This window comes from Thalassospira sp. A3_1 (genome assembly GCF_017744215.1).
Taxonomy (GTDB): domain Bacteria; phylum Pseudomonadota; class Alphaproteobacteria; order Rhodospirillales; family Thalassospiraceae; genus Thalassospira; species Thalassospira lucentensis_A.
Map to the genome: position 1 here is coordinate 1,200,528 of NZ_JAGHQQ010000001.1, position 24,101 is coordinate 1,224,628.

The following is a 24,101-nucleotide window of genomic DNA, read 5'->3' on the forward strand; positions in this document are numbered from 1 at the left end:
TGATTGGCTTGACGCACTTTACCGGATTAGCCGGCATGTTCCCGTGACAAGCTGACCAGATCAGCCAGAAGCTGTGACGAATCCGGACCGGCAACCATGCTTTCAAGTTCAGCCTGGGTTTTTTGCCAGATCGGAAAGGCGCGCATCAGAAGCGCCATGCCCGGGTCGGTCAGGGTCAGAAGGCGACCGCGTTTGTCCTTCGGGTCCGGCTGAATATTAACCAATCCACGTCGTTCCAGCGGTTTGAGATTGGCCGTTAGTGTCGTTCGATCCATTGCCAGCAAATTGGCGACATCCTGCATATGCGGTGGTTCGGGTCGGTTAAGTGACATCAGCAGGGAAAATTGCCCGCTGGTCAGATCAAGTGAACGAAATGCATCGTCAAACCGTCGCGCAATCGTGCGCGCGGCCCGGCGGACATGCAGGCATAGACAACTGTCACGCACCATCAATGTCGATGAAAACGGGACTTTATCGTTCTGGTTGAAATCTTTCTTTGACATGAATTAATTATGTTGATATCAACGTATTTGTCAAACGGGAAAATAAGAAAAAACTGATCAACCCTTTGGTTCAAAAGCGCCACCACGCCTTTGATCTTTACGACAACCTTCTGAGAGGCAAGGAGGAAGCCCAATGCAGAAGATAAGCCCCTTTTTGTGGTTTGACGGCAACGCCGAAGAGGCCGTCAATTTTTATGTGTCCGTTTTTCCAAATGCCAAGATCGGCAAAATCCTGCGCAGCAGCAAGGCAGGACCCGGACCAGAAGGCAATGTTTTAACCGTAAGTTTCGAGTTGGGAGGTCTGCAGTTCACGGCTCTTAATGGCGGGTCGCAGTTCAGGTTTACCGAAGCTGTTTCCTTCACCGTATCCTGCAATGACCAGGCAGAAGTTGATTATTACTGGGACTGCCTTTCCGAAGATGGGGAACCCAGACAGTGTGGATGGGTAAAAGACAGATTTGGCCTTTTCTGGCAGATCACCCCGGTCCGCCTTATCGAACTAATGAACGATCCGGATCCCGACATAGCCGCCCGGGTCGCAACAACCATGATGTCGATGGACAAATTCGACATCGCCGGGATTGAACGTGCCGCCAAAGGCATCTGAAAACTCCACACAAAACTTTAGCCTGTCCCTCGCACCACCAAGGCAAGGAAATTCCCCCATGACTGATAAACAAATTAAAGATCAAGCGGCCATTCGTGAGATTTTCACCCGTTGGTCAAAGGCAGCGCGCAACAAGGATCTCGACGGTATCATGGCGTTATATAGCGATGATATCTGCTCCTATGACGCAGTCGGTCCGCTGCAATTCAGTGGCCGGGAAGACTACCGTGCCCATTGGGACCGCTGCATGGCATTTGATGATGAATTCATCATGGAACCGCAGCAACCGACTATTCGTGTTTCCGGTCATCTGGCGGTTGCACGGTTCCTGATCCGGTGCGGCATGCGCAAGGAAGACGGAACCGAGCAGGCAAGCTGGATGCGGTCAAGCTATCACCTTGAAAAGCAGGGTGGTGAATGGCGCATCGCGCATGAACATTTTTCCGTGCCCTTTGATTTTGAAAACGGTGCCGCCCAGTTCGGGCTGCAGCCGTAAATCTCCAAACCAACCAGATTTTTACACATAAAGGAACGCTCCGATGAAACTGATCACCTATCTGAATTTCGATGGGAACTGCCGCCAGGCATTTGAATTCTATAAATCCATCCTGGGTGGTGAACTGATTGTGATGCCGTTCGGCGATACACCGATGGCTGCTGACTCGCCTGAGCATAATGACAAAATTGCTCATGCATGCCTGATGGGCGATGGCTGGCATTTAATGGCATCCGACTGCCCATCGGAATATTTCACCAAGATGCAGGGTATGACTGCATCCCTGCATTTTGAAAATGCGACCGATGCCAGAAAGATGTTCGATGCCCTTTCCAAAGACGGCCAGGTGACCATGCCGTTCGAAGAAACCTTCTGGTCGCCGGGCTATGGCATGTTTACCGATAAGTTCGGTACACCCTGGATGATCAATACTGATATGTCGCCGGAAGGCGGCGCTGGTTACGCCTGATCTGTCGCGGATAAACGACTTGTTGCCTTGATCCCCGTTTCCCGCCAAAGTGGTATATAGAACTTGGGGTTACGGGGATCAGCACCATATGACAGCACGGGTTACGACCGTCGCCTTTGCCGGGATTGATACAATTCCGGTCGATGTGCAGGTCCAGATGGCAAGCGGTTTACCGGCCTTTACCGTGGTTGGTTTGCCTGACAAGGCAGTTTCCGAGGCACGCGAACGTGTACGGTCGGCACTTTCGGCGATGGGGCTGGCATTGCCGCCCAAACGCATAACGATTAATCTGGCCCCGGCTGATTTGCTGAAAGAAGGATCGCATTTCGATCTGCCGATTGCACTTGGCCTTTTGGCCGAAATGGATGTGATAGGGCACGAGGATATCGCCAGTTTTGTCGTGCTGGGTGAGCTGGGACTTGATGGCAGCGTTACAGGTGTTGGTGGGGTTTTGCCAGCAGCCATGCAGGCGAACAGCATGGAGAGGGGAATTATCTGCCCCGTTGACAATGGTACGGAGGCCCTTTGGGCCGGGGAGCTTGAAATTCTCGCACCATCATGCCTGACCACCTTGATCAATCATTTCAAGGGCACACAAATCCTCCCGCGACCAAAGATGCCCAAGACTGAACCATCGCCCATCTCCCTGCCCGATCTTCGCGATATCAAAGGGCAGGAAAGCGCCAAACGCGCGCTTGAGATTGCCGCGGCCGGAGGGCATAATTTACTGATGAGCGGTCCTCCCGGTTCGGGGAAATCGATGCTGGCGGCAAGGTTGCCGGGGCTTTTGCCAGAACTGGATGCCAGACAGGCACTTGAAACCACAGTAATCCATTCGGTTTCCGGTATGTTGCCTGAAGGCGGGCTTATTCGTACCCGTCCCTTTCGTTCGCCGCACCATTCAGCATCCATGCCAGCACTTGTTGGTGGGGGTGTAAATGAACACAAAATATGAGACTGTAAAATTAAATATGAGAACTTGTGTCGGAAAATATGAGAATGCCAAAATGGTACGGGTGAATCTCAAATTTTCGTTGTGAAGACAGTATTCAGTTTCACATACGAATTTAATTGAACAGCACTATATAATTTTTATATTAGTCATAGTGTGAGTTGCGGGATCAGTTCCCTCGTGCTAGCGAGAAAACCCTGCAGCAAGAGAATTGGAGCGGGTGACTTAGGTTGCGCCGCTTTTTTTATTTAACTTGATTTATCCGATGCGGACGCCCTAGTGATCGTATCAAACGGAGTTTTCGGGATCGCTTTGATCCGTTGAGAACTCCGTCGTATCGGCTAGCTATTCAGATACCCCTGTCTGTTTTGCTGCTGTTGTATTTCGAGATCGATTTTATCAGTTCAAATATCCGTTCACGCAACACATCATCCTCAACACCGTAATAACTGCGTACAAGTTCTAAAGTTTCTCGCCGCTGCATAGGGTCCTCACGAGAAACGAAGAGTTGAGTAACAATCTTGTTGCGTTGAGCAATAGACTTGTCAGTAAGATCGCGTGGTATGTCATCGTAGAAATAACTGACCGGAACTTTGAGTGCTTGGGCAATATCATATAGCCTTGATGCACTTACTCGATTGGTTCCCCGCTCATACTTTTGAACCTGCTGGAAAGTAATACCCAAAAGTTTAGCAATTTCTGTCTGCCCGAAACCGTTAAGCATGCGGAGCTCGCGCAATCTTCTACCGACATGAAGATCAATTGGGTGAGGTCCTACTGTTTTTGTTTTTCGCCGTCCGTTACGCATTGGTTTGCGACGGCGATTATCGTCTGGCTGTTTAGAAGGCATGCTTGTCTGATTCCGCGGACGCATTGAGAGAATAATATTCTAAATAATGCAAATTCGGGAGCTGTTGCTATTCATGTTTGAGCATTTTGATAGTGAAGAAATGTAAGTGATCAGCTCTCTTCTGCACTATTAAAGCGCAATCAGCTTATCTACATTGTGCTGCCTTTCAAATTTTCTGAGAATGGAGCTCTCAATCATCCTTCCTCAAACGGGGTGTGGGAGAAACTATCGGACGTTTTGCGTGGAGGATTGCAAAGCTTTTCGTCTCGGTTATCTGCTGACAATTAGATAGGCTACTGCAGAAAATCCGTTGGCGCGCTGACCTTTCTAAAACGCAAGAAGCCGCCTACCAGGTGGTTAGTCTGGATCAAAGGCGGCTTCTCTAATTGAGAGGTGATTGCTTTAGATAGAACCAACTCGGTATCAGCTGAACCAATGTGTGATTTATTGACGGTATTGTCAATAAATCCCCGATCACAAAACACCCCAGGTATGAGGTCTGTACAATCAATAAATCGCCCATTAAGCGTGCTCAAAACAACACCTTTGAAATCAGACTGACATGCAGTCACTCTCATCATGAAACAAAAAAGAAAATCAGGTTGAACATCGGGTATCATTCATAACCGGTATAATGCTCCGTCTCTAGATTGAAACAATTGTTGGCTATGCAATCATTGTCGTGAGCTTCGTGGGTATCAGTATCGGCATCCGGCTCGGAAGTCATATTTCGGTCGATCTCCTTGATGCTTTTGTCCCGGAAAAATACGTTCCGGCGTTACATGCGATTGCCATGGCCCTCGGGATTATATTTGCCATTGCGCTAATCTATTATGGAGGAAAACTCTTCCTGCCCCCTTGGGCGCGGTCAGTTATCCCCGCCTCTTACAGCATGATCCGGAGACTGATTTTATCATTACTGACAGCACTGCGCACTGAACTGATTGAAGGTAAGTCGAGGGCGCTCACCCCGCCATTTCCATGACAAAGACAAATGAATCACAAGCAACGGATATCACTCAAATAACTTTTATCTCGGCCCTGACACTTCGAAAGGATGTTTGACAGTTAGACTGCTCGAACAGAACTCAGGAATGCTTGCACTTTCTCACGCAATTTGTCTGTTTCATGTAATAAACTGCCCGAAGCATCTAATACTTGTTCAGCTGCTCCACCTGTCGAAACCGCAGCTTCATTCACACTAATAATACTACTAGTGACTTCGGTGGTACCCCCAGCGGCTTCTTGGACGTTGCGAGTGATCTCGAGTGTAGCAGCTCCCTGTTGCTCAACAGCGCTTGCAATTGCTGCCGAAACTTCACTAATCTCCGAGATAGTGGAAGAGATTGCAGCGATTGCCTCAACCGCACCATCAGTCTCACTTTGGATATTTGAAACCTGCGCAGTAATCTCATCAGTTGCTTTTGATGTCGCTGTCGCCAAATTCTTGACTTCTGCAGCCACCACAGCGAAACCCTTACCCGCGTCACCAGCACGAGCAGCCTCAATCGTCGCATTTAGAGCAAGAAGGTTAGTTTTCTCGGCAATATCGCTAATCAGTCCAACAACGTCACCAATCTTTTGCGCTGCATCCGCCAACCCACGTACCCGGACATTCGTTTCTTCCGCATTTACAACGGCTCGAGCTGCAACCGTGGATGACTGCCCCACCTGTTGATTTATTTCGCTAATCGAAGCGCTTAACTCTTCAGTTGCACTCGCTACTGTTTGAACGTTAGTCGAGGCCTGTTCGGCCGCTGTCGCAACTATCCCAGCTTGCCGACTTGTCTCTTCTGCAGTATTGGTCATTCCAGTCGCAGTCGATTGCATTTCCTTGGCCGCAGTTACGAGGGCTTTGAGCACAAAAGCCATTTCACTGTCAAACTCGGCGGTAAGTTCGCTTATCTTCTCGGCTCGTTTTTCTCTTAATTTTAGCGCTTCAGCTTCTTTCGTGGCAAGCTGATCAGCACGAATCATGTTTTCTTTGAACACCAATACTGCTTGAGACATTTCTCCAATTTCATCTCCACGATGCTCACCTGGAACATTTGCTTCTTTGTCCCCCGCAGCTAACTTTTTCATCACTTCAGTAATTTGCACGATAGGTTGAGAGATGCCCCTCCCAATTAACCACGCGAAAATTACACCAATGATGATTGCAGCACCCGCTAGTATCTCGCTGATCAAAACAGATCTTTTAGATGCAGCAGCAGCGCGCGGGCCGATCTCATCTTGCTCTGCTTTTACGTCAAGCTTGAGGTCTTCTAACTCACTGGCAACAATCGGCCCGATACGCTCTAACTCATTGGAAACCAAATCGCCACGTACTGGATCAAAAACCGAGAGCGAAACGATTTCTTCAAAAGATTCAGAATATGCTGTCAAGTTATCTGAAACTACTCTCGAGGCCTCTTTTCGGTTTCCTTCGGACAGTAAAGACCCTAGTTCTTGATTCAACAGCTTAGTCGTGTCGAGCATATCAAGTACTATTTGGGCATCTTCAGGGCTATTGCTTAATAGATAATCTTTAACTGCCACCCGTGCCTCCAACAGCTTCTCCTGCACACGGACCGCTTGATTTGATTGGAGAACAACTTCTCTGTAACGCGTAAAGTCTGTCCCCACACTACTCATGGAAACGACGCCTAACACGGCAACGGTTGCCAGAAGCAACAGGATGAGCGCAAAGCCTCCGAAAACTTTTGTCGAGATTTTTAAGTTACGCATTAGATTAGTCATCGCTTTCCTCCGAACGGCCAGCATTCGCTGGCTGCTGCTTCCAATTGTTATTCTAAGCCAGATGTGTCATTGGCCCTTTTATAATTAGAGATCGAAGATATTATGCCATTTTATTTCAGTAAATGAAGTCGCGTCAGCCAGGATAAACATCTCCTGAGGCTGGAAATAGACATGCGCACGCGAGTAATCCGCTACGCACAAAACTAACCGCGACGCTTACCCTAATCGACGGTCGGGATGCAGCACTGGGATAACTATAGACGAAACGGGATCGGTAAAATGCAGTGACCATGAGCTCCGCAGCATAAAGCTGCCGGTAAAAAGTCCAATCTCGGGAAAATGCAATATCAAACAGCCCTATGACATCGCGAAAAAAAGGGAGGCATGAAGCATATGCGCACACCTCCCTTGCACAACTGGAACGCATCAAGCTCCAGGAACTTTTTGATCCTTCGCCTCTTTCGCTGAGGAGGGTGACGTTGAGAAGTAGTTTCGTGCAAGTAGTGCACTGCCCACAACAATCGCACCCAAAGATACGAGCATGTACGGCGCGACACTGCCAACAGCGACGCAAATGAACAGGCTTCTCATTAGCCGCGACAGAGTGCCATTCATATAGCCCTCTATTGCAGCCGCCAGTGAAATCGTTCCGATAACACCGCCGATCACGGCAAGCCCAATCTCAATGGATGAACCGGAACCGATGATAGCAGGATTCCAAATAAAGACGAATGGCAGCAGAAAGCCGACTGCGGCAAGTTTGACTGCATCAAACGCAATCTTGAATGGATCCTCTTCTGCAATGGCCGCTGCCGCCAGCGCCGCAACCGCAATCGGTGGCGTCAAGGCCGACAGGATCGCGTAGTAAAGCAAGAACATATGAGACTCAAGAAGCGGATATCCCAACTTTGAAAGTGCTGGCCCAACGAGAACTGCTGCAAGAATGTAAGCACTTGGTGTTGGCATCCCTAAACCGAGAATGATGGTCACCACAGCGGAAATCATCAAGGTGATAACCGGATCCGCACCACTGATTGTCATGATCACGTTTGCCGCTTTCATGCCAAGGCCCGTCATAGACAGACCTCCGATTACAAGTCCCGCAGCCGCGCACGCGCCAGCAACGGGGAGGATGCGCAGTGTGGTTTCACCAAGGCCTTCAACTACACGCCAAACGCTCATGCGGGTTCGCGCAGAGCAAGCCGCTGCAATGACGACAGAAGCAGCTCCCAAGCCTGCCGTCATGGTTGGCGAATAACCAAGCGACAGTGCGAGTATGATCACCGCGATCGGGACAATAAACATCCAGCCATTAATGAGGGTTGCCTTAAGCGTAGGGACATCATCTGGATAGGAGCGCAGATCGCGTTTGACCGCGCGCAAGTGAACCTGCGAGAAAACGCCAAGATAGTAAAGGATCGCTGGAATAATCGCGGCGTAGACGACTTCGCGATACGCAAACCCTGTGTACTCAGCAAGAATGAACGCGGCTGAGCCCATGATAGGCGGCATGGCGCTGCCACCTGTGGATGCAGCAACTTCAACTGCGCCGGCGAAACGCGATGAATAGCCAAGGCGCTTCATGATTGGGATCGTTATCGAGCCCGTCGCGACGACATCAGATACGGGACTGCCTGAAATCGTTCCATACATGCCTGATGAGATAACAGCGACCTTTGCTGGACCACCGGGGCTCTTTCCAGTCAGCGAGGCAGCAAGGTTAAAGAAGAAGTCCCCTCCGCCAGCAAATGACAGCAACGTCCCGAACAGAACAAATAGGAAAACATAGCTAGCGACAACCTGGATCGGGACACCAAAGACACCGTCCGTTGTAAAGATTAGCGCATCCAGCAGGTAGGTGTATTCGATCACTCCGTGCCCAAAGGGCGGGGGTAGCAAGTGACCGAACAGGTTGTAGGCCATAAAACCGAGAACAACGATCGTAAGACCTGCACCCGTCGTGCGACGCGTCGCTTCAAGTGACAAGAATAGAAGTGACGACCCGAAGAAAAGTTGAGCAGGTGTAAGCTCTTCAAGCAAAGTAATCCGGCTTGAAATCACACTTGCATTCACAAGGAAAAACACTCCGGTAGCGAGGCTCAGTACACTTAACACCCAATCAATAATGGTCGGTTTGTCCCGTGCATTAGTTGTTGCACCGACCACCAAGAAGAGCATCGAGAACAAGGCGCTAAGAAACAGAATGCCAATTATAAGCGGGTCCGAGATAACGAAGAGGTTGCCGTAAATAACCCCGATCGCAAATAGCGCCGCCAAGCTGATCAGAACTTTGTGGGGTAGGGCCGCAAACGTACGTTTGCGGCCTGTGTTTACAAGTGACTTCATCATTTGAGAAGTCCTGCCTCGCGATATGCCCGTTCTGCACCGGGATGGAACGGCAGAACATCCTGATCAGCCATAAGCTCCGGGGTCAGCGCCTTCATAGAACCGTGAACCGCCTTGATCTCGTCAACATTTGCAATCAAAGCCTTGGTAAGGTCATATGCAGTTTCTTCCTCCATCTGATCCGTCGCCACCAGAAGAGCACCAAGGGCCGACGTTTCGACATCATTTGGCTGATTGGAATAACTTCCTCCGGGGATTGTATAAGTTTGAGTTCCGAAACGGGCATTCGTGGCATCAATTACATTCTGGGGAATGTCGAGGACAATGACTTCATTGTTTTCGTCAATTGCGCGGAATGAGGAATGAAGAACAAAGACACCATTGGTAACAATGTCGATACGACCATCCTTCAGCAGTTCTGCCTGGTCGTTTGCCCCGGCCTGAACAATGCGTCCACCATTTGCCTCAACAGCTTCCGTGGTTAACCCAGCTTGTTCGAGCATGAACAACGCTACGTTGGACGTAATGTTACCCGAACGGTTTACACCAATACGCACCGGTGCTTTTGCTGTTGCAAGATCGTCGAGGCTATCGATGTTGTATTCGTCGGCAATCGACTTCGCCAAGAAGAAATGCATCGGCGCCCAATTATACATGTAACCAATTGCACGCATGTTGTTTACAGGAGCCTTGAAGGGTTCTTCACCTGCCAGAGCAATCTTCACTTCAGCGTTGTGAACTAATCCCGTATCCGTCCGGTTTGCTCCCAGCAAACCAATATTTGCAAATCCACCACCAGTTGCCTGATATGTTACAACGGAATTTGGGTCTGATTGTTTTACGGCACGGTCGATACCTGCGCCGAGAAGGGACCACAAGCCACCCGGATTGCCACCTGAGAGCGTCAGGTTTACCGGTTCAGCCTGTGCAGTGTTAACGCCGAAGGCCAGTCCAATAGCCGCGGCAAGAGTCAAAAGCCTCATTCTTTCCTCCCTAATGGGTAAGATCTCAATTTATAATTTCTGTTATTTTTATTGGATGCCGACCGTCAAAGGTCCCACTGGAACGGCATCAGGCCTCGAAAGTGATATTGACGTTCTTTTGCTCGGTGTAAGACAGCATCTCGCCCAAGCATTCTTCGCGTCCGATGCCGGATTGCTTCATCCCGCCATACGGTGTGCCAAGGAAATGGTCGCTGGAATTGTTGACCCAGACATACCCGGCGCAAATGTCATCAACTGCACGCATAGCTTGTGAGATATCGCGCGTCCAAACCGAGGCAGTGAGCCCGTAATCAACCCCATTTACCGCTTCGATCAGGGAGTCATAGTCACTCCATTTGAGGACGCTCAGCACCGGTCCGAACACTTCTTCTTGCGCAATGCGCATATCGGGGGTGACGTCAGCAAATACAGTCGGTCGAACAAAGAAGCCATGAGACAGCTCTTCGGGTACATCGCCGCCCGCCACCATCCTGGCACCTTCATTCTGCGCTATTTCTATGTAACCGCGGACCTTGTCATACTGACCGCGCGTCGAGAGACAGCCCATTTCGGTACTAGGTGAGAGTGGATCGCCCGGCTTTACTGCATCAAATGCGGCGGCCAACTGATCAACGACGGGATCATATAGGCTTTCATGGACGAATACCCGACTGGTCGAGCCACAAGACTGTCCTGCTGTCCATGGCAGGTTCATGCCCTTGACCGCGCTTTGAACAGCCTTTTCAACATCCGCATCCGGGAACATGACGAGTGCGTTCTTTCCGCCCAGTTCCAATGACACATGTTTAAGTGTATCGGCAGCCTGACGCATGACGGCACGCCCGGTTGCGGCACTGCCGACAACGCTGACGCTGGCGATACCGGGATGGGTTGAAAGTCCTGCCCCCAGATCAGGGCCGCCATTCAGCACATTCAAAACGCCTGGTGGGAAAAGTCCGCCAATAAGTTCGGCAACCTTTAGGCTTGAAAGCGGTGTTTCTTCCGATGGTTTGATGATCACACTGTTGCCAGCCATGATTGGCGGCGCAAGCTTTGCGCAGGCGAACATCAGCGGGTGATTAAATGGGACGATGCGTGCCACGACACCAACAGGCTCTCGCACAACATAGTTCACTTTCCCCGCCCCAACCGGGACGGTCTCACCTTTAATCTCCGTGGCCAAGCCCGCAAAGAATTCCATCAAGGTAACTGCGATATCCACGTCAAACAGCATCCCCCGCAACGAGTTACCGCTGTCGAGAGCGTCAAGTCGCGCGAGTTCTTCCTTGTGCTCCTTGATCTTGCTTGCAGCTTCGCGCATAACACGCGACCGTTCCAAAGGGATCGTCTTCGCCCAAATTTTCTGACCTGCAGTTGCAGCTTTTACAGCGGCTTCAAGTTCTTCCTCGCCGGCACTGTCAACTTTGGCAACTTCTTGTCCGGTCGATGGGGAATAAACCGGTATCTGCTGGCTAGAACTTCTATGCCAAGCTCCACCATAATAAACCCCTTGGGGGAGTTTGTTGGGCAATGTGCCCAGGGCTGCAGAAGCGGCGACTACCTGCTTCATGTGATTTTTCCTCCCGGGAATTTCCGTGTTTATTATTTTTTGTAATCACGGAAAGGTCTCTCTGGTCTTTTTTATAAGATATCTAAATTAAATGGCAGCAAAGGAGATCAGTCAACCATAAAATTAGATATCTTAGTTTTGTTCGAAAAAAATAGCAGGCTCACAAACGAACCTGCTATCAAAACCTTATTCGGCAGCGACACTTTTCTCTTCCACAAGAGTTCGCCAATCCACTGTCTGCGGATAGACCCCCTCGCGCGAAGCGATGTCTGCATGCGGAATTCTTGGCTCGACGGTACCGATCGCATCGCCACCGGCAGCAACTTTTCTGGCTGCATCAACCATCAAGCGGCGAAACTCGACAATCGCGAGATCGGAAGCCCCAAGAATATCTACCGATCGATCAACAATGGCACCCATAGATACCCACATCACAATATCCTGATTGGGAATACCCTTAACACCCGTGAAACTCCCGAGCTTCATAGCCTGGCGATCCTGCAGGAAATTATTGTGCAATTGACGCTGGGAGACCCAACGATCATCAAGGTGAATGCCTTTTTGTGCGTGATTGAATTTTCGCCACTCTTCGGTTGTCGGACAGGCCTTTCCACCCCAGGCAATGAAATGGAAATGAGTGGTTTCATCGTCAATAGGAACGATAACACTCGCAACATTATAATTGTTATTCGGCGGGATCAGAGATGTATAGGGTGCAATATACTCGGTAATACGAAGATAGTTATGGGTACTAGGATTTTTGATCGGCTTACGGATCGCAGCATAGTGGAAGCCGTAGCTGGTCGTTTGGGTCTGCATGCGCGGAGATTTATCCGTCGAAGGGCGGTACCATGCCTGATCATCCGCGGAAGCGCCTTCAACGCGGGCCGGCTTCATATCCGATGAATGCAAACTGGACGAATGTGCGGAATCGATCTGCCCTTCGGTAATCTGCGCCCAGTTGGCCGGAATCCTGATTTTCAGGATTGAAACCTGGGTATCTTCGGTCGGGGCAAATGCAGGTGGCGAAAACGGATACATGTCTTCTTCTTCGCCAAGCCATGCCCAAACAAAGCCCCCCCATTCGACGGTCTTGTAAGACTTGTGCTTTACCTTCTCATGTAGCGGACTGCCTTCGGGTTCGGACGACATGGCAACACAGTTGCCTTCAACATCGAACTTCCAGCCGTGATAGAGGCACCGCAGTCCGCAATCTTCGTTACGACCAAAAACCAGAGATGCACGTCTGTGCGGGCAGAGCTCATCAAGAAGACCAAGCTTTCCGTTTGAATCCCGAAAGGCGACATAGCGATTGCCAATCGCCTCCACCAGCAGCGGTTTGCCATCCGCTTCGGCAACTTCTTCAATGAGGCAAACCGGCGTCCAGTGCTGGCGCATCAGCTTCCCCATTGGCGCATCACCCGAGACGCGGGTTAACAGGTCATTCTCTTCATGGCTGAGCATAACGTGAACTCTCCTCCTTTGTGTTTTCTTAGATATCAAAGAATCAATATCACATCATTACAGGCATCTAGTGACTTGACAAGAATTATTAGATATCTAATTTATTCATCAAAGTTACTTCGGGAGGAAAAAATGTCAACAGAATTAGAAAGCATAAAAATGCGCGTAGAGGCACGGCGTCAGCTAACGCCTTATATTTGCGAGTTTACGCTTTCCCCCGTGGATGAGATCGAACTCCCTGCCTTTGCGCCGGGATCGCATATCACCGTCGAAACGCCATCCGGCGCGATGCGCCGCTATTCGCTTGTTAATGATGGGGAATTTCCGGAAACCTACGTGATTGCCGTGAAACGCGAGCCTGAATCGCGTGGCGGATCATCCTCAATGCACGAGTCAGCTACTGAAGGTAGCGAGATTACAATTCAGGCACCCGAGAACTCGTTCGCACTCAAAAATGCACCGAAATATTTGCTGATTGCAGGCGGAATCGGGGTCACTCCAATTTACGCAATGGCCAATCACCTGTCTGCGCAGGGCAAGCCGTTCGAGATGATCTACTGCACCCGATCTGCCGAGGAAACTGCATATCTGGATGATATCAAAAACGCATTCGGATCACGCGTTAAGTTTCATCACGACAATGGCGATCTCAATCAGGTTTATGATTTCTGGGATCACTTCGAAGAGCCCGGTGCCGGGCATGTCTATTGCTGCGGTCCATCCCCCTTGATGGAAGAAATCAAAGCCATCTCAGGCCATTGGCCGGAAGGGCGTGTGCATTTCGAAGACTTCAAAGCCGTCGATGCCGTGCGCGAAGACGATAAACCGTTTGAAGTGAAAGTCGCCAATCTCGATACCACCATCACGGTTCCTGCTGACAGGTCCGTTCTCGAAGCACTTCGTGATAATGGCATCAAAACGGTAAGCTCTTGTGAAAGCGGCACCTGTGGCACTTGCCGCTGCAAGCTGATCGAAGGGGATGTTGACCATCGCGACATGGTCCTGATGGATGAAGAAAAAGACAGCCAGATCATGATTTGTGTCTCCCGCGCAAGGGAGGGAAATCTTGTCATCGAACTCTAATCAGCCGAAGCTTGAGGCGCCCTTGCGCCTTGGCGTCATCGGGCTTGGTCGCGGGTTCATGCTGACATTGCCAAGCATCAATGCAGATGATCGGGTGCAACTTGTTGCGGCATGCGCACCGCGGGAATCTTCACGTGCGGCGTTCGAGCAGGAGTTTGGCGGGCGCACCTATCAGAACGTCGAGGATATTTGCGCCGATCCGGACGTCGAAGCCGTCTATATCGCCACACCGCATCAAATGCATGTCGATCACGTGGAAATTGCTGCGAAAGCCGGAAAGCATGTTTTGGTTGAGAAGCCACTTGCGATCCATCTTGAAGACGGCATCAAAATGGTCGAAGCCTGTGAGAAAGCGGGCGTGCAACTGATTGTGGGCCCCAGCCACAGCTTTGATGGGGCTGTAATGTTGGCCCATAAGATCATTCAGTCTGGCGATGTCGGCAACGTCCGCATGATTCATGCAATGAACTATACCGACTTCCTATATCGTCCGCGTCGACCGGAGGAACTCGTCACAGAAGAAGGCGGCGGAGTGATTTTCAGTCAGGCTGTCCACCAGCTTGATATTGTTAGGCTTCTGGGTGGCGGCATGATGAAAACCATCACTGCGGCCACCGGGAACTGGGATCCGGCCCGCCCGACTGAAGGCGCATATAGCGCATTGGCTACATTTGAAGGCGGTGCCTTTGCCTCTTTGACCTATTCGGGCTACGCGCATTTTGATTCCGATGTATGGCAAGGCTGGGTTGGCGAACTTGGCTATCCGAAGGACCCTGAAAGCTACGGTCAAGCCCGCAAAGCCTTGACCAAGGTTTCAAGCCCGGAAGAAGAATCCGCCCTGAAATCCGGTCGAACATATGGCGAAACCCCGGCACGACCACCCGCGCCAAACCACGAACATTTTGGCCCGATCATTGTCTCGTGTGACGGCGGCGATCTGCGGATTACGCCCAACGGGGTTTGGCTGCACGGCCATTTCGAACAGAAATACATTCCTGCACCGCTGGAGATGGGCCCACGCGCCGGCGTTAACTCCGCCTTGATTAAAGCTGTCCGCTTTAACGCTCCGCCATCACAAACCGGGCGCTGGGGCCTTGCCACGCTTGAAGCGTGCCACGCGATTTTGCAATCCGCAGAAGCGGCAGCACCGGTCAAGCTGCTTCATCAAATACAGACACAAAAAACAAATATTGGAGGAAACTCGTGAGTAATCTGACACTTTCACTTGCCTACGGAGACTATGATCGCACCAGGCCGATTTTTGATGGACGCGTCAAAATTGATGGCGTAGATCCCGTATCAATGCTGCTGTCCCCGGAAGAAATGTTCTTCCGGGCATTCCGTAACGAAGATTTCGATGTCAGCGAGCTTTCATTTTCGTCCTACTGCGTAAAACTCGCACGAGAAGAATCTCACTATGTGGCAATTCCGGTCTTCCTGTCGCGCGCCTTCCGCCACACGTCGGTTTACATCCGGACGGACAAAGGCATCAATAGCCCCGAAGACCTCAAAGGACGCCGCATCGGTATTGCGGAATATCAGCTGACGGCAAATGTCTGGGTGAGAGGCATTCTTGAGGATGACTATGGGGTAAAACCATCCGACATCCATTGGGTACGTGGTGGCATGGACACGCCGGGTCGGCCGGAAAAGATCAAGGTTGATCTGCCCGATGATGTCAAAATGACCCAGGCGCCAGACGGTGCGACGCTTAATCAGATGCTGATGGACGGTGAGATTGATGGTTTCATTGGTCCGCGTTGGCCAAAATGCTTTAACGAAGGTCACCCGCATGTCGGGCGCCTGTTCACTGACAGCATTTCAGCGGCAGAAGACCACTATAAACGTACATCGATCTTCCCGATCATGCATGTGTTGGGTGTCCGCAAAAGCTTGGCTGAGCAGCATCCATGGCTTCCCGGGGCGCTGCTTAAGGCGTTCTCGCAATCAAAGAAGATGGCGCTTGATGCGCTGAGCGACACGTCCGCGACGAAGGTCACGATGCCGTTTGTCGAAGACACGCTTGATCGCGCGAAAAACCTTCTGGGTGATGATCTTTGGCCCTATGGCGTTGCGCCAAACCGCAAAGTCATCGAGACGTTCCTTGACTATCACTACCGCCAAGGACTTTCACCGCGCAAACTTTCGATCGACGAGCTTTTCCACCCCTCCACGCGTGAGGTCTTCAGCCTATGACCAATACCATCGCAAAAACATCTGCAGTCATGCCCTCCTTGCCGCACATTCTGATCGAGGAAGGCGTTCGCGCCGCCCTTAAGGAGGATCTTGGACGCGCCGGCGACCTGACCACGGATGCAACAATTGGTCCTGATCTCAGTGCAAAAGTATCTTTGGTCTCGCGTGAAGCCGGGCGTTTATGTGGTGTCGATTTCGCACGAAGTTCCTTTGCACTTGCCGGTGCGGGGCTGGCGTTTGAGGCATTCAAGAAGGATGGAGATGTTCTGGCCCCGGGTGATGAAATCGCCCGGGTGACCGGCAATGCACGTGCCATACTGTCATCGGAACGCGTTGCGCTAAACTACCTGTGCCATCTGTCAGGCATCGCAACGACAACCGCAAAGTTCGCAGATCTAATTGCTCATACAAAGGCACGCATTTGCTGTACGCGGAAAACCACACCGGGCCTGCGCGCATTTGAAAAGTATGCGGTGCGCTGTGGGGGCGGTGCCAACCATCGCTTTGGTCTTGATGATGCCGTCCTGATCAAAGACAACCACATTGCCGTTTGCGGATCTATCACCAACGCAATTGAAGCTGCCCGCAATTATGTCGGCCATCTTGTCGTAATCGAGATCGAAGTCGACACGCTGATACAGCTTGAAGAAGCCCTTGCAGCGGGCGCATCAACGGTGCTGGTTGATAATTTCGGCATCAACGGTCTGAAAGAGGCGGTTGCCCTTAATGCCGGCCGTGCGCGGATCGAAGCATCCGGTGGCATCAATATCGACACCATCAAGGACGTTGCTGAAACCGGGGTTGATTATATCTCAAGCTCGAAAATCACGATCTCGGCACCAACCCTTGATATTGGCCTCGACGTAACACTGGGATAGGAAAATGAAACAGTTTCAGCCAGGCGATGTGATTGAGGTCAAACTTCCGGGTGGTTTTGCCTATGTACAGATCACACATAATCACCCGGCCTATCCAGAAGTCATTCGTGCATTGCCGGGTTACTACAAAAAACCTCCGGAAAACATTCTCGAACTCGCATCAGGTCAATCAGTCTTCACGGTTATGCTGCCGTTATTTTCCGCAATCGAGCGAGGCATGCTTGAAGGGCGAAAAGTGACAAGCACGAAGGTCCCCTCCAGTGACAGCACCTTCCCGACATTCCGTATTCCCATCAGGGACCGACAAGGAAATGTTGTCTATTGGTGGTTCTGGGATGGTGAAGGACTGAATTATGATGCAAATCCAGATGCCGGAAGCGAAAACATGCCGCTTCGCGAAATAACCACGACCGATACCTTTATCGAGAGGCTTTCTGCGACCGCGCCGTGTTAAATACCTGAAAAAAACTTAAGTCGGAATGCGGGTAGGAGGGACCTTTCGCCCCTCTTCACCTGCTTTTCGCTCATCCTCTTCAAGATTATCCAGAATCAGAAGCATCCCCTTACGGATTATATCCAACTCGGAAGATGACAATCCTGCCAGCGCAACCTCGTTCACCTCTACGGCAAGCGGTTCAAGTTCGATGCGCAGTTCTTTGCCACGCTTGGTCAGAAACACATGCTGTTTTCGCTTGTTTCCGGCTAGCGTTCTTTTTTCAAGAAAACCAAGCGCTTCAAGCCGCTGCAGAGCCGTGTGGGTTGTGGGTTCAGTTAATCCGGCTTCTTCACTCAACTCACGTTGTGTCAGACCTTCCTGCTCCCACAGGATGCGTAAAAATATCCACTGCCCGAACGTAACATGATGAGAGGCCAAACGTATTTGCAAAGACCGGTTAAAACCCCGAGTTGCCAACCGGATAATATGAGCAAGACGCTCTCGCGAATTGGGAACTCTGTTTTCTTTATCGGTCATGAACAAAACGACGCCCTTAAAGCCAACTGAAATATTTTGCGTTTGACTGATACAGTCGTCGTATAGAGGAGTCAAACATGCTTGATACACAGCATATCAAGCATGGTTGACACATGCCATATTTACTCTGCTGTTTCATCCGCCGTGCGGGTCATTCCCGCAGACATTGCTTTGCTGTAACCTGGGGTGATGCGTGCATCGATAACGACAGCATTGCCCTGTCTGACATCCTCGAGTGCCACCTCAATTGCCGATTTCAAATCACGCGCATTGGTCACGGGACCAATGGCCTTTACCCCTTGCGCGCGGGCCATGGCGGCAAGATCGATATCAGGTCCTCCAATATGCTGACCGATCCATTTGTTTTCAACTGGACGTTCACGGCTGACGGCAACTTTTTCCTGATGGATTTCGTCATTATAGAAAGATCGATTATTGGCAATGATCGCGAGGAAAGGGATACCGTAACGGGCCGCGGTCCAGAAGGCCGAAACACCCATAAGGTAATCGCCATCCCCCAACACGGCAACGGGTAGCCGATCTGTACCCTTCAGTGCCAGTGCTGCCCCGACCAGCATACCCGGCCCTGAGGCAATACCTGCGCCACCGTCATAGCCAAGATAGTCAAGTGGATGACGGAAATGCCACAAATCCCCGCCCCAACTCAATGGCAGACGAACAAGAGACACAACCTCGTTTTTAAGCCCATCGCCGAGGGCCGCAGCAAGGGTATCTACATCCATAGGTCCCAAATCATCTGTCAACTTTCCGGTACTGAAAGCCGGCAAGTTCTGCGGTTTCAATTGGGGTGTTAAACCGACCTCTTTACATAGTGTACGTATGACGATGTCGGGCTCAGCCGCAATATGCAGATCAGCTCGAACCGCGGCCTGATGATCAAGGCTCCAGCCATTGTGAAGTTGGTGATCAACCGATAGCTGAACGAGTGGTGCATTCTCGGCCTGAGCGCCAGCCTGTTTGAGTGTGCCCGCAACGTCTACCCAGTCAAAACTGACAATCAAATCAGCTTCGTTGAGGACTTTTGCACCATCAGGGGAAAGGAAAAATCCTGGCGTTCCGGAATGAAGAGAATGGTCTGTCGGAAAGGCCGCACCCAGTTTGATATCGGTGAGAACGCGAGCATTGAAATGCTCTGCCAAAGCCACTCGGTATGCCCAGTCATCTGCAGACCGAGAAACTCGGCCCATAAGAAATACTGGGGACCGGGACTCTTTTAGCCGCGTGTGAAGTTCCGCAAGCGCGTCGGGCAATAATCCCTGTGACATAGGCAACTTAAAACGCCTTGGATCGGGTGTCTTGATCGGGGCTGTGACAGCCTCTTCCTGTACTGCAACATCAAAACAAATATACACAGGAGCCATGGGTGCTGTTTTTGCAATTAAAGCGCCGCGAATCATGGCCTCAAGCGAAGCAGATAACGATGCAGGTTGATCATCCCATTTGACATATGGCCGAACAATCGCCGCCTGATCGCGCGACGTGTGGATCCAATCTATCCAAGGTCGTCGTTCCGTCGCATCGACAGGACCGGTTGCCCCAAAGACCATAACAGGGACTCGGTCACACCAGGCATTGTAGATAGACATTGTCGCATGCATTAAACCGACATTTGCATGCACAATCGCGGCCATAGGCCGTCCGGTTACCTTCGCCCAGCCATGTGCAATTGCGACGGTATGTTCTTCATGAAGGCACAACAGCATTTGAGGATTTTCGTTGCCCAGATGATTAACAAGGCTGTCATGCAGCCCACGAAAACTGGAACCGGGATTAAGCGCTACATATTCGACATCGAGAGCACGCAGCATCTCCGCGATCAGATCGCTCCCCCACAAGCCTGTTGTCTCGGATATGACAGGCCGCTCGACCTTTTCCATCTCTTCCTCCCGATTTTTTACTTTAGTTGGTGTTCTTTATAGTCTCCCATTTAAGTACTTCGATATCTAATATCATGTCAAACGGGTTTTCCGATGCTATCTGCGGCTCTGATCCTCGTGACGGAGCAATCTGCTTCTGTTTTTCCGTCTGGGTAGCTAAGCGGGACTTCCTGCTTGTTTGGGAGCGGATGGTGAGGCCGTCGCCGGGCACTTGAATGTGCACTGGAAAGAGGTGGTCGATAAATGCGCGGTTCGTGATGTCACTGCGACGTGCTGCCCTAGACGATAAACAGACCTGCTCTTACACGCCGCAAAACCCTGTCCCTTTACTGGACCAATGGCGGCTCCACCCTTGACCAAACTCCGTATCCGCAATCGTGCTCAATGCTACGAATGCGTGGCACTGTTTGAGGAATAAACTCTAAGAGCAGTCTGACATGCAGGAGAGGGAGTCGACCAGCCAGTATCTCGGTTCGGAGAGTCATTTCGCCTCGATGGCAGATGACTCACCTTGGTCAACAGTTTCAAAGCAATCTTGGCTATTGCCGGTATCTGATCTGAAACCGATACGCGCTATCACTGTCCGTCCAGACAGTTGTCTAGATATTGCCGGGTTGTAAGCAGAGCTGGCAATCCATCTGCGATCATGACATCAAGGGGTTTCGCCCCAAGAAACAGCGGCCCCTGATTGGGCAGCAATATCCAGGAGCGGGCGATCGGCGTGTTAAAATACAGCTCAAGGCTGCGATAGATGCCGATCAGTGCGCTCAGCCTGAGCATCTGATCGACATTGATCCGGCCGCGATAATTCGGGCGGCGCGCGCCGCGCCATTTGCCCGGGGACATATCGGCAAGGGCTGCCGCCTGACGGGCGGACAATGCCCAGTTGTGTGCAATATTGCGATAGGCCTTGAGCGCGACCGCAGTCGCTCTGGGGTTCTGGCTGAAGTGCGCTGCCGTGGTCCGTGCCTCCCGTTTTATCTCTTCTGCCCGTCAACAAGCTGGAAATGTCGTCCCGTTTCGCCCATCATACAAGGGTGACATGGGTCGAGAGTTGGATGCATGACAAGGGAGGTCCCTATGGATTCCACCAGCATCAATCTTTTTCTCTTCGGCACCGGGGCCTTTTTCGTCCTGCTGCTCATTGGCATAAAGATCGGCGAATATCTGGAAAAGCACCCGAAGCCGGACTGACCCTTTTCCCTGGGCGAAAGATAGGCGGCGCGGTGCGGCCTGGCCTCTCGGCGAGCCGATCGTTTCGGAGAAGCCAAAGCCCGCCGGAGATTGGCGAGCTTTGGCCATTGTCTGTCGGGGGAGGCTTAGAGCCAAACGGTGCCGACAGCCCAGAATTGAGATGTTGGGTGGAGAGGATACCCTGTCAAGCAGGCGGGCAATCGTTTCGGCTGTGAATTTGTCCGTTAAGGTCTTTTAACGGACAAATTCATCTACTGTTCGGCCAAGAAGAAAAGGCAGATGGCAGGGCCCTGTTTCGATCATCGGTGGCGCAAATAGGTGAATAGTGTCTTTTGGTTGATTATTTTTAAGTGAAGATTCGCTGAAGTTGTTTTATTCTGTGCTTTCAGTAGATTTCCAAGGAGCTTGATGATGACCAAGATCAAAGGAAAGAACGACGGTCCCGGTGGGCGCAACGAGCACTACGACGTTGGACCTCGTAAGAATGTTCCGCGTAAGCAAATAGTGAACGAGATTAAAAAAGGTCAGCATCCTGACGCCCATGTTGTGAAGATCAATGGTCGGGAATACGCGCGCGACAATCCTGATCGCTCGAAAAAAGACAATGTGAACCGTTAAGTCTCATTGCACATTCTGACACGAGTACTAAAGGCGAAATTGCTGCCGTTTAAACTCTGCTATTCTTCCGAGATGTTGGCCGAATTGAGGGCAGGAGTGCTACCCATGACAAAATATGTAGTGGGATAACCCAGTTGAAGCGGATTTTGTGATACCAATAGTTTTGGCACTTTCCAGCAAACCATTAACCACCTTTGCATAGCCCCCCTACTCTTAATTGGGGCGTGGTTGATCAAGCATTGACGTTTGCTTCTGGTCTAGAATGGCTCCCATCAAATTGCACAAATCGATCTGGAAGGTTTTTTCATACCTTCTGATTGGGACGTTCCTTTGGCAAATGGGGGGAGAGATGAGATCAAAACTAGTAAGTATTTCCGTAAAGAATGTCGGATGTATTGGCAGCGAGACATTGACCGTTAAGCTGGACAATATTCTTTGCCTGGTTGGTGCAAACAACGCCGGAAAGACTACAATCCTGAGAGCCTACGAGCTGGCGCACACGCCGAGTTCATTCGATTATGCCAAGGATCGTTGCAATTGGGCTCCCGAAGGTGAAGCGTCGGAAATTCAACTTGATGTGCATATCCCTGAGGGTATGGGCAATGTTGACGAGAAATGGAAATTTGATGACGGCAACGGTCTGCGCATCGTACGAAGTCGCTGGATATGGCCTGCAGATCGTGAAGGCATTACGCGTGAGACTTGGGATCCAGAGGTCGAGGACTGGGCAAGTGATGGTAAGGCCGGCGGGGCCGACAATGTATTCAAGTCTCGTTTACCAAAGCCAATGCGTGTCGGTTCTCTAGATGACGCGATCAAAACGGAAGAAGTGCTCCTCACTTTGGCTTTGAGCCCCATCGTGACCGAGTTAAAGGCGTCCGCGAAGGACGAGAATTCGGATCTGTTTAAAGCAAGACTGGCACTTGCCGATACAGTGAATAAAGTGGCTGTACCGCACGAAGCACGGATAAATGAAATCTCAGAAAAAGTGATGGGGAGCTTGCAAGCTGTATTTCCTGATCTCGGGGTAAAGCTGCAAGTGGAAATGCCACCACCAGATTTGAAAATTGAGACCTTACTTAAACAGGGATCAGGAATAAGGATCGAGGAGGCAAGTGGAAAGTCTCAGCTTACCCAGCAAGGCACGGGAGCGCGCCGAGCACTTTTTTGGTCGATGCTACAGGTCCATAACGAGATGGAGCGTGACAAGGAGCGTCGTACCGCTGTTGAGAAGGCTTTGATCAGCGAAGAAAAGAAGAAAACAAGAGATGAGGCCAAAATAGAACAGTTAGCTGCGACACTTGCTGCCTTAGACGGTACCGGAGATTTTCCTGCCGACGCGGAAGACCCTGCATTGCCCGGCTATATATTGCTCATGGACGAGCCGGAAAATGCGTTGCATCCGATGGCGGCCCGTTTGGCTCAAACGCATCTCTATGCACTCGCCAATCATCCAGATTGGCAAGTGCTTATCACAACGCACTCGCCTTATTTCATCAACCCGTTGGAAGATCACACGACGATCGCAAGATTGGAGCGGTCTGTCGACGGAAAATCGATCTCGCCGCTTATCTATGTAGCAGACCAGGTGTCGTTCTCCCCTGATGAGAAAGAAAACCTGAAGGCACTGCAATTGACGGATGTCAGTTTGGCTGAAGTTTTTTTTGGCAGTTATCCTATCCTGGTGGAGGGAGATACCGAACAGGCTGCGTTCCTTGGCTCTGTTCAGAATGAAGACTCCAATTTGAAGCGGAGTGCCAGCATCATTCGAGCACGAGGCAAAGCGATACTGATACCGCTCATGAAGATCTTGCATCATTTCAAGACAGACTTTGGGATTGTTCATGATGTTGATTGGCCTTTCTCCAAGTCTGGCGAGAGCCACAACCCCATGTGGACAATTAACAACTCTATTCGCGAAGCTGTTATCGCGTGTCGTCAAGACGGTATCAATGTTCGACATCGTTGGAGTATTCCCGACTTTGAACGGTTTCTTGGTGGAGAGGAGCTTGGCAAAGACAAACCCTATGAAGCCTACAAGGCTGTGACATCTGACAAAGCAGTTGGCGAAATGGTTCTTGACCGAATGATTGAGTTATACGTTGAAGGCTCACCGGATCCAGATGGTTACGATTCGCAGAAACCACATCTTGACCAGTTGCTCGAGCAGTTGTCGGAGTGGGCAGCGCAACATGGGGAAGATGGGAATGTGAGATTAACGGGGAGTCCCCAAGCTCAATCAGCAGGGTGACACGATCAACAACTCTTCTAGTTTCTTGCAA

Annotated in this window: 21 protein-coding genes and 1 pseudogene; 12 read left to right on the forward strand and 10 right to left on the reverse strand. The window is 50.8% G+C overall.

What is annotated here, in order from left to right:
* Nucleotides 1–26: 26 nt before the first annotated feature.
* Nucleotides 27–503, reverse strand: coding sequence for a MarR family transcriptional regulator (locus J7395_RS05385; RefSeq protein WP_209220765.1), 477 nt, complete (start codon nt 501–503; stop codon nt 27–29).
* A gap of 133 nt (nt 504–636) precedes the next feature.
* On the opposite strand from J7395_RS05385, the gene J7395_RS05390 reads away from it, so the two are divergent.
* The 4 genes and pseudogenes from J7395_RS05390 to J7395_RS05405 form a co-directional block, all read left to right on the forward strand.
* The gene (locus J7395_RS05390) at nt 637–1,110 is read left to right on the forward strand and encodes a VOC family protein (protein WP_062949992.1); all 474 of its coding nucleotides are present in this window, start codon (nt 637–639) and stop codon (nt 1,108–1,110) included.
* A gap of 58 nt (nt 1,111–1,168) precedes the next feature.
* Complete coding sequence (locus tag J7395_RS05395) at nt 1,169–1,606, forward strand: SgcJ/EcaC family oxidoreductase (RefSeq protein ID WP_062960351.1); 438 nt, start codon at nt 1,169–1,171, stop codon at nt 1,604–1,606.
* Between the two features lie 43 nt (nt 1,607–1,649).
* Nucleotides 1,650–2,075, forward strand: coding sequence for a VOC family protein (locus J7395_RS05400; RefSeq protein WP_209220767.1), 426 nt, complete (start codon nt 1,650–1,652; stop codon nt 2,073–2,075).
* 88 nt (nt 2,076–2,163) lie between these two features.
* Nucleotides 2,164–3,012 (forward strand): annotated as a pseudogene (locus J7395_RS05405) (magnesium chelatase domain-containing protein); the annotation flags it as partial.
* Between the two features lie 364 nt (nt 3,013–3,376).
* On the opposite strand, the gene J7395_RS05410 reads toward J7395_RS05405, so the two are convergent.
* Nucleotides 3,377–3,877: a helix-turn-helix domain-containing protein gene (locus J7395_RS05410; RefSeq protein WP_223304932.1), complete on the reverse strand. Its 501-nt coding sequence runs from the start codon at nt 3,875–3,877 to the stop codon at nt 3,377–3,379.
* A 658-nt stretch (nt 3,878–4,535) separates the two neighbouring features.
* Here J7395_RS05410 and J7395_RS05415 point away from each other — a divergent pair.
* A complete protein-coding gene (locus J7395_RS05415; protein WP_223305230.1) occupies nt 4,536–4,862 on the forward strand; it encodes a TRAP transporter small permease subunit in 327 nt (108 codons plus the stop codon).
* A gap of 83 nt (nt 4,863–4,945) precedes the next feature.
* Here J7395_RS05415 and J7395_RS05420 read toward each other — a convergent pair whose 3' ends face one another.
* From J7395_RS05420 to J7395_RS05440, 5 genes are all read right to left on the reverse strand, one after another.
* Nucleotides 4,946–6,616: a HAMP domain-containing methyl-accepting chemotaxis protein gene (locus J7395_RS05420; protein ID WP_063086832.1), complete on the reverse strand. Its 1,671-nt coding sequence runs from the start codon at nt 6,614–6,616 to the stop codon at nt 4,946–4,948.
* A 426-nt stretch (nt 6,617–7,042) separates the two neighbouring features.
* Complete coding sequence (locus tag J7395_RS05425; protein WP_063086242.1) at nt 7,043–8,965, reverse strand: TRAP transporter fused permease subunit; 1,923 nt, start codon at nt 8,963–8,965, stop codon at nt 7,043–7,045.
* The gene (locus J7395_RS05430; RefSeq protein WP_063086240.1) at nt 8,962–9,945 is read right to left on the reverse strand and encodes a TAXI family TRAP transporter solute-binding subunit; all 984 of its coding nucleotides are present in this window, start codon (nt 9,943–9,945) and stop codon (nt 8,962–8,964) included. The genes J7395_RS05425 and J7395_RS05430 overlap by 4 nt, the downstream gene beginning before the upstream one ends.
* An 88-nt stretch (nt 9,946–10,033) precedes the next feature.
* Nucleotides 10,034–11,515: an aldehyde dehydrogenase family protein gene (locus tag J7395_RS05435; RefSeq protein WP_063086238.1), complete on the reverse strand. Its 1,482-nt coding sequence runs from the start codon at nt 11,513–11,515 to the stop codon at nt 10,034–10,036.
* A gap of 186 nt (nt 11,516–11,701) precedes the next feature.
* Complete coding sequence (locus J7395_RS05440) at nt 11,702–12,979, reverse strand: Rieske 2Fe-2S domain-containing protein (protein ID WP_063086236.1); 1,278 nt, start codon at nt 12,977–12,979, stop codon at nt 11,702–11,704.
* Between J7395_RS05440 and J7395_RS05445 the strand changes: the two genes are divergently transcribed.
* The 5 genes from J7395_RS05445 to J7395_RS05465 are packed head-to-tail and all read left to right on the forward strand — an operon-like array spanning nt 12,968 to nt 17,590.
* A complete protein-coding gene (locus tag J7395_RS05445; protein ID WP_223304934.1) occupies nt 12,968–14,062 on the forward strand; it encodes a PDR/VanB family oxidoreductase in 1,095 nt (364 codons plus the stop codon). The genes J7395_RS05440 and J7395_RS05445 overlap by 12 nt on opposite strands.
* Nucleotides 14,046–15,269 carry a Gfo/Idh/MocA family oxidoreductase gene (locus J7395_RS05450; protein WP_223304935.1) on the forward strand — a complete coding sequence of 408 codons (1,224 nt, stop codon included), beginning with the start codon at nt 14,046–14,048 and terminating at the stop codon, nt 15,267–15,269. The genes J7395_RS05445 and J7395_RS05450 overlap by 17 nt, the downstream gene beginning before the upstream one ends.
* Nucleotides 15,266–16,258, forward strand: coding sequence for an ABC transporter substrate-binding protein (locus J7395_RS05455; protein ID WP_175494872.1), 993 nt, complete (start codon nt 15,266–15,268; stop codon nt 16,256–16,258). Before J7395_RS05450 ends, J7395_RS05455 begins: the two co-directional genes overlap by 4 nt.
* Nucleotides 16,259–16,287: 29 nt before the next feature.
* A complete protein-coding gene (gene nadC, locus J7395_RS05460; protein ID WP_196871246.1) occupies nt 16,288–17,136 on the forward strand; it encodes a carboxylating nicotinate-nucleotide diphosphorylase in 849 nt (282 codons plus the stop codon).
* A gap of 4 nt (nt 17,137–17,140) precedes the next feature.
* A complete protein-coding gene (locus tag J7395_RS05465; RefSeq protein WP_063086230.1) occupies nt 17,141–17,590 on the forward strand; it encodes a hypothetical protein in 450 nt (149 codons plus the stop codon).
* Between the two features lie 15 nt (nt 17,591–17,605).
* Here J7395_RS05465 and J7395_RS05470 read toward each other — a convergent pair whose 3' ends face one another.
* From J7395_RS05470 to J7395_RS05480, 3 genes are all read right to left on the reverse strand, one after another.
* On the reverse strand, nt 17,606–18,109 hold the full coding sequence (locus J7395_RS05470; protein WP_063086228.1) for a MarR family transcriptional regulator: 504 nt from the start codon (nt 18,107–18,109) through the stop codon (nt 17,606–17,608).
* Between the two features lie 122 nt (nt 18,110–18,231).
* Entirely contained in the window at nt 18,232–20,007 is a 1,776-nt protein-coding gene (locus J7395_RS05475) for a thiamine pyrophosphate-binding protein (protein ID WP_063086225.1), read from the reverse strand.
* Between the two features lie 576 nt (nt 20,008–20,583).
* The gene (locus tag J7395_RS05480) at nt 20,584–20,886 is read right to left on the reverse strand and encodes a hypothetical protein (protein WP_198155600.1); all 303 of its coding nucleotides are present in this window, start codon (nt 20,884–20,886) and stop codon (nt 20,584–20,586) included.
* 723 nt (nt 20,887–21,609) lie between these two features.
* Here J7395_RS05480 and J7395_RS05485 point away from each other — a divergent pair.
* Nucleotides 21,610–21,819 carry a DUF3892 domain-containing protein gene (locus J7395_RS05485; protein WP_209220769.1) on the forward strand — a complete coding sequence of 70 codons (210 nt, stop codon included), beginning with the start codon at nt 21,610–21,612 and terminating at the stop codon, nt 21,817–21,819.
* Between the two features lie 262 nt (nt 21,820–22,081).
* Nucleotides 22,082–24,070, forward strand: a complete 1,989-nt coding sequence (locus tag J7395_RS05490) for an AAA family ATPase (protein ID WP_209220771.1) — start codon at nt 22,082–22,084, stop codon at nt 24,068–24,070.
* Nucleotides 24,071–24,101 lie beyond the last annotated feature (31 nt).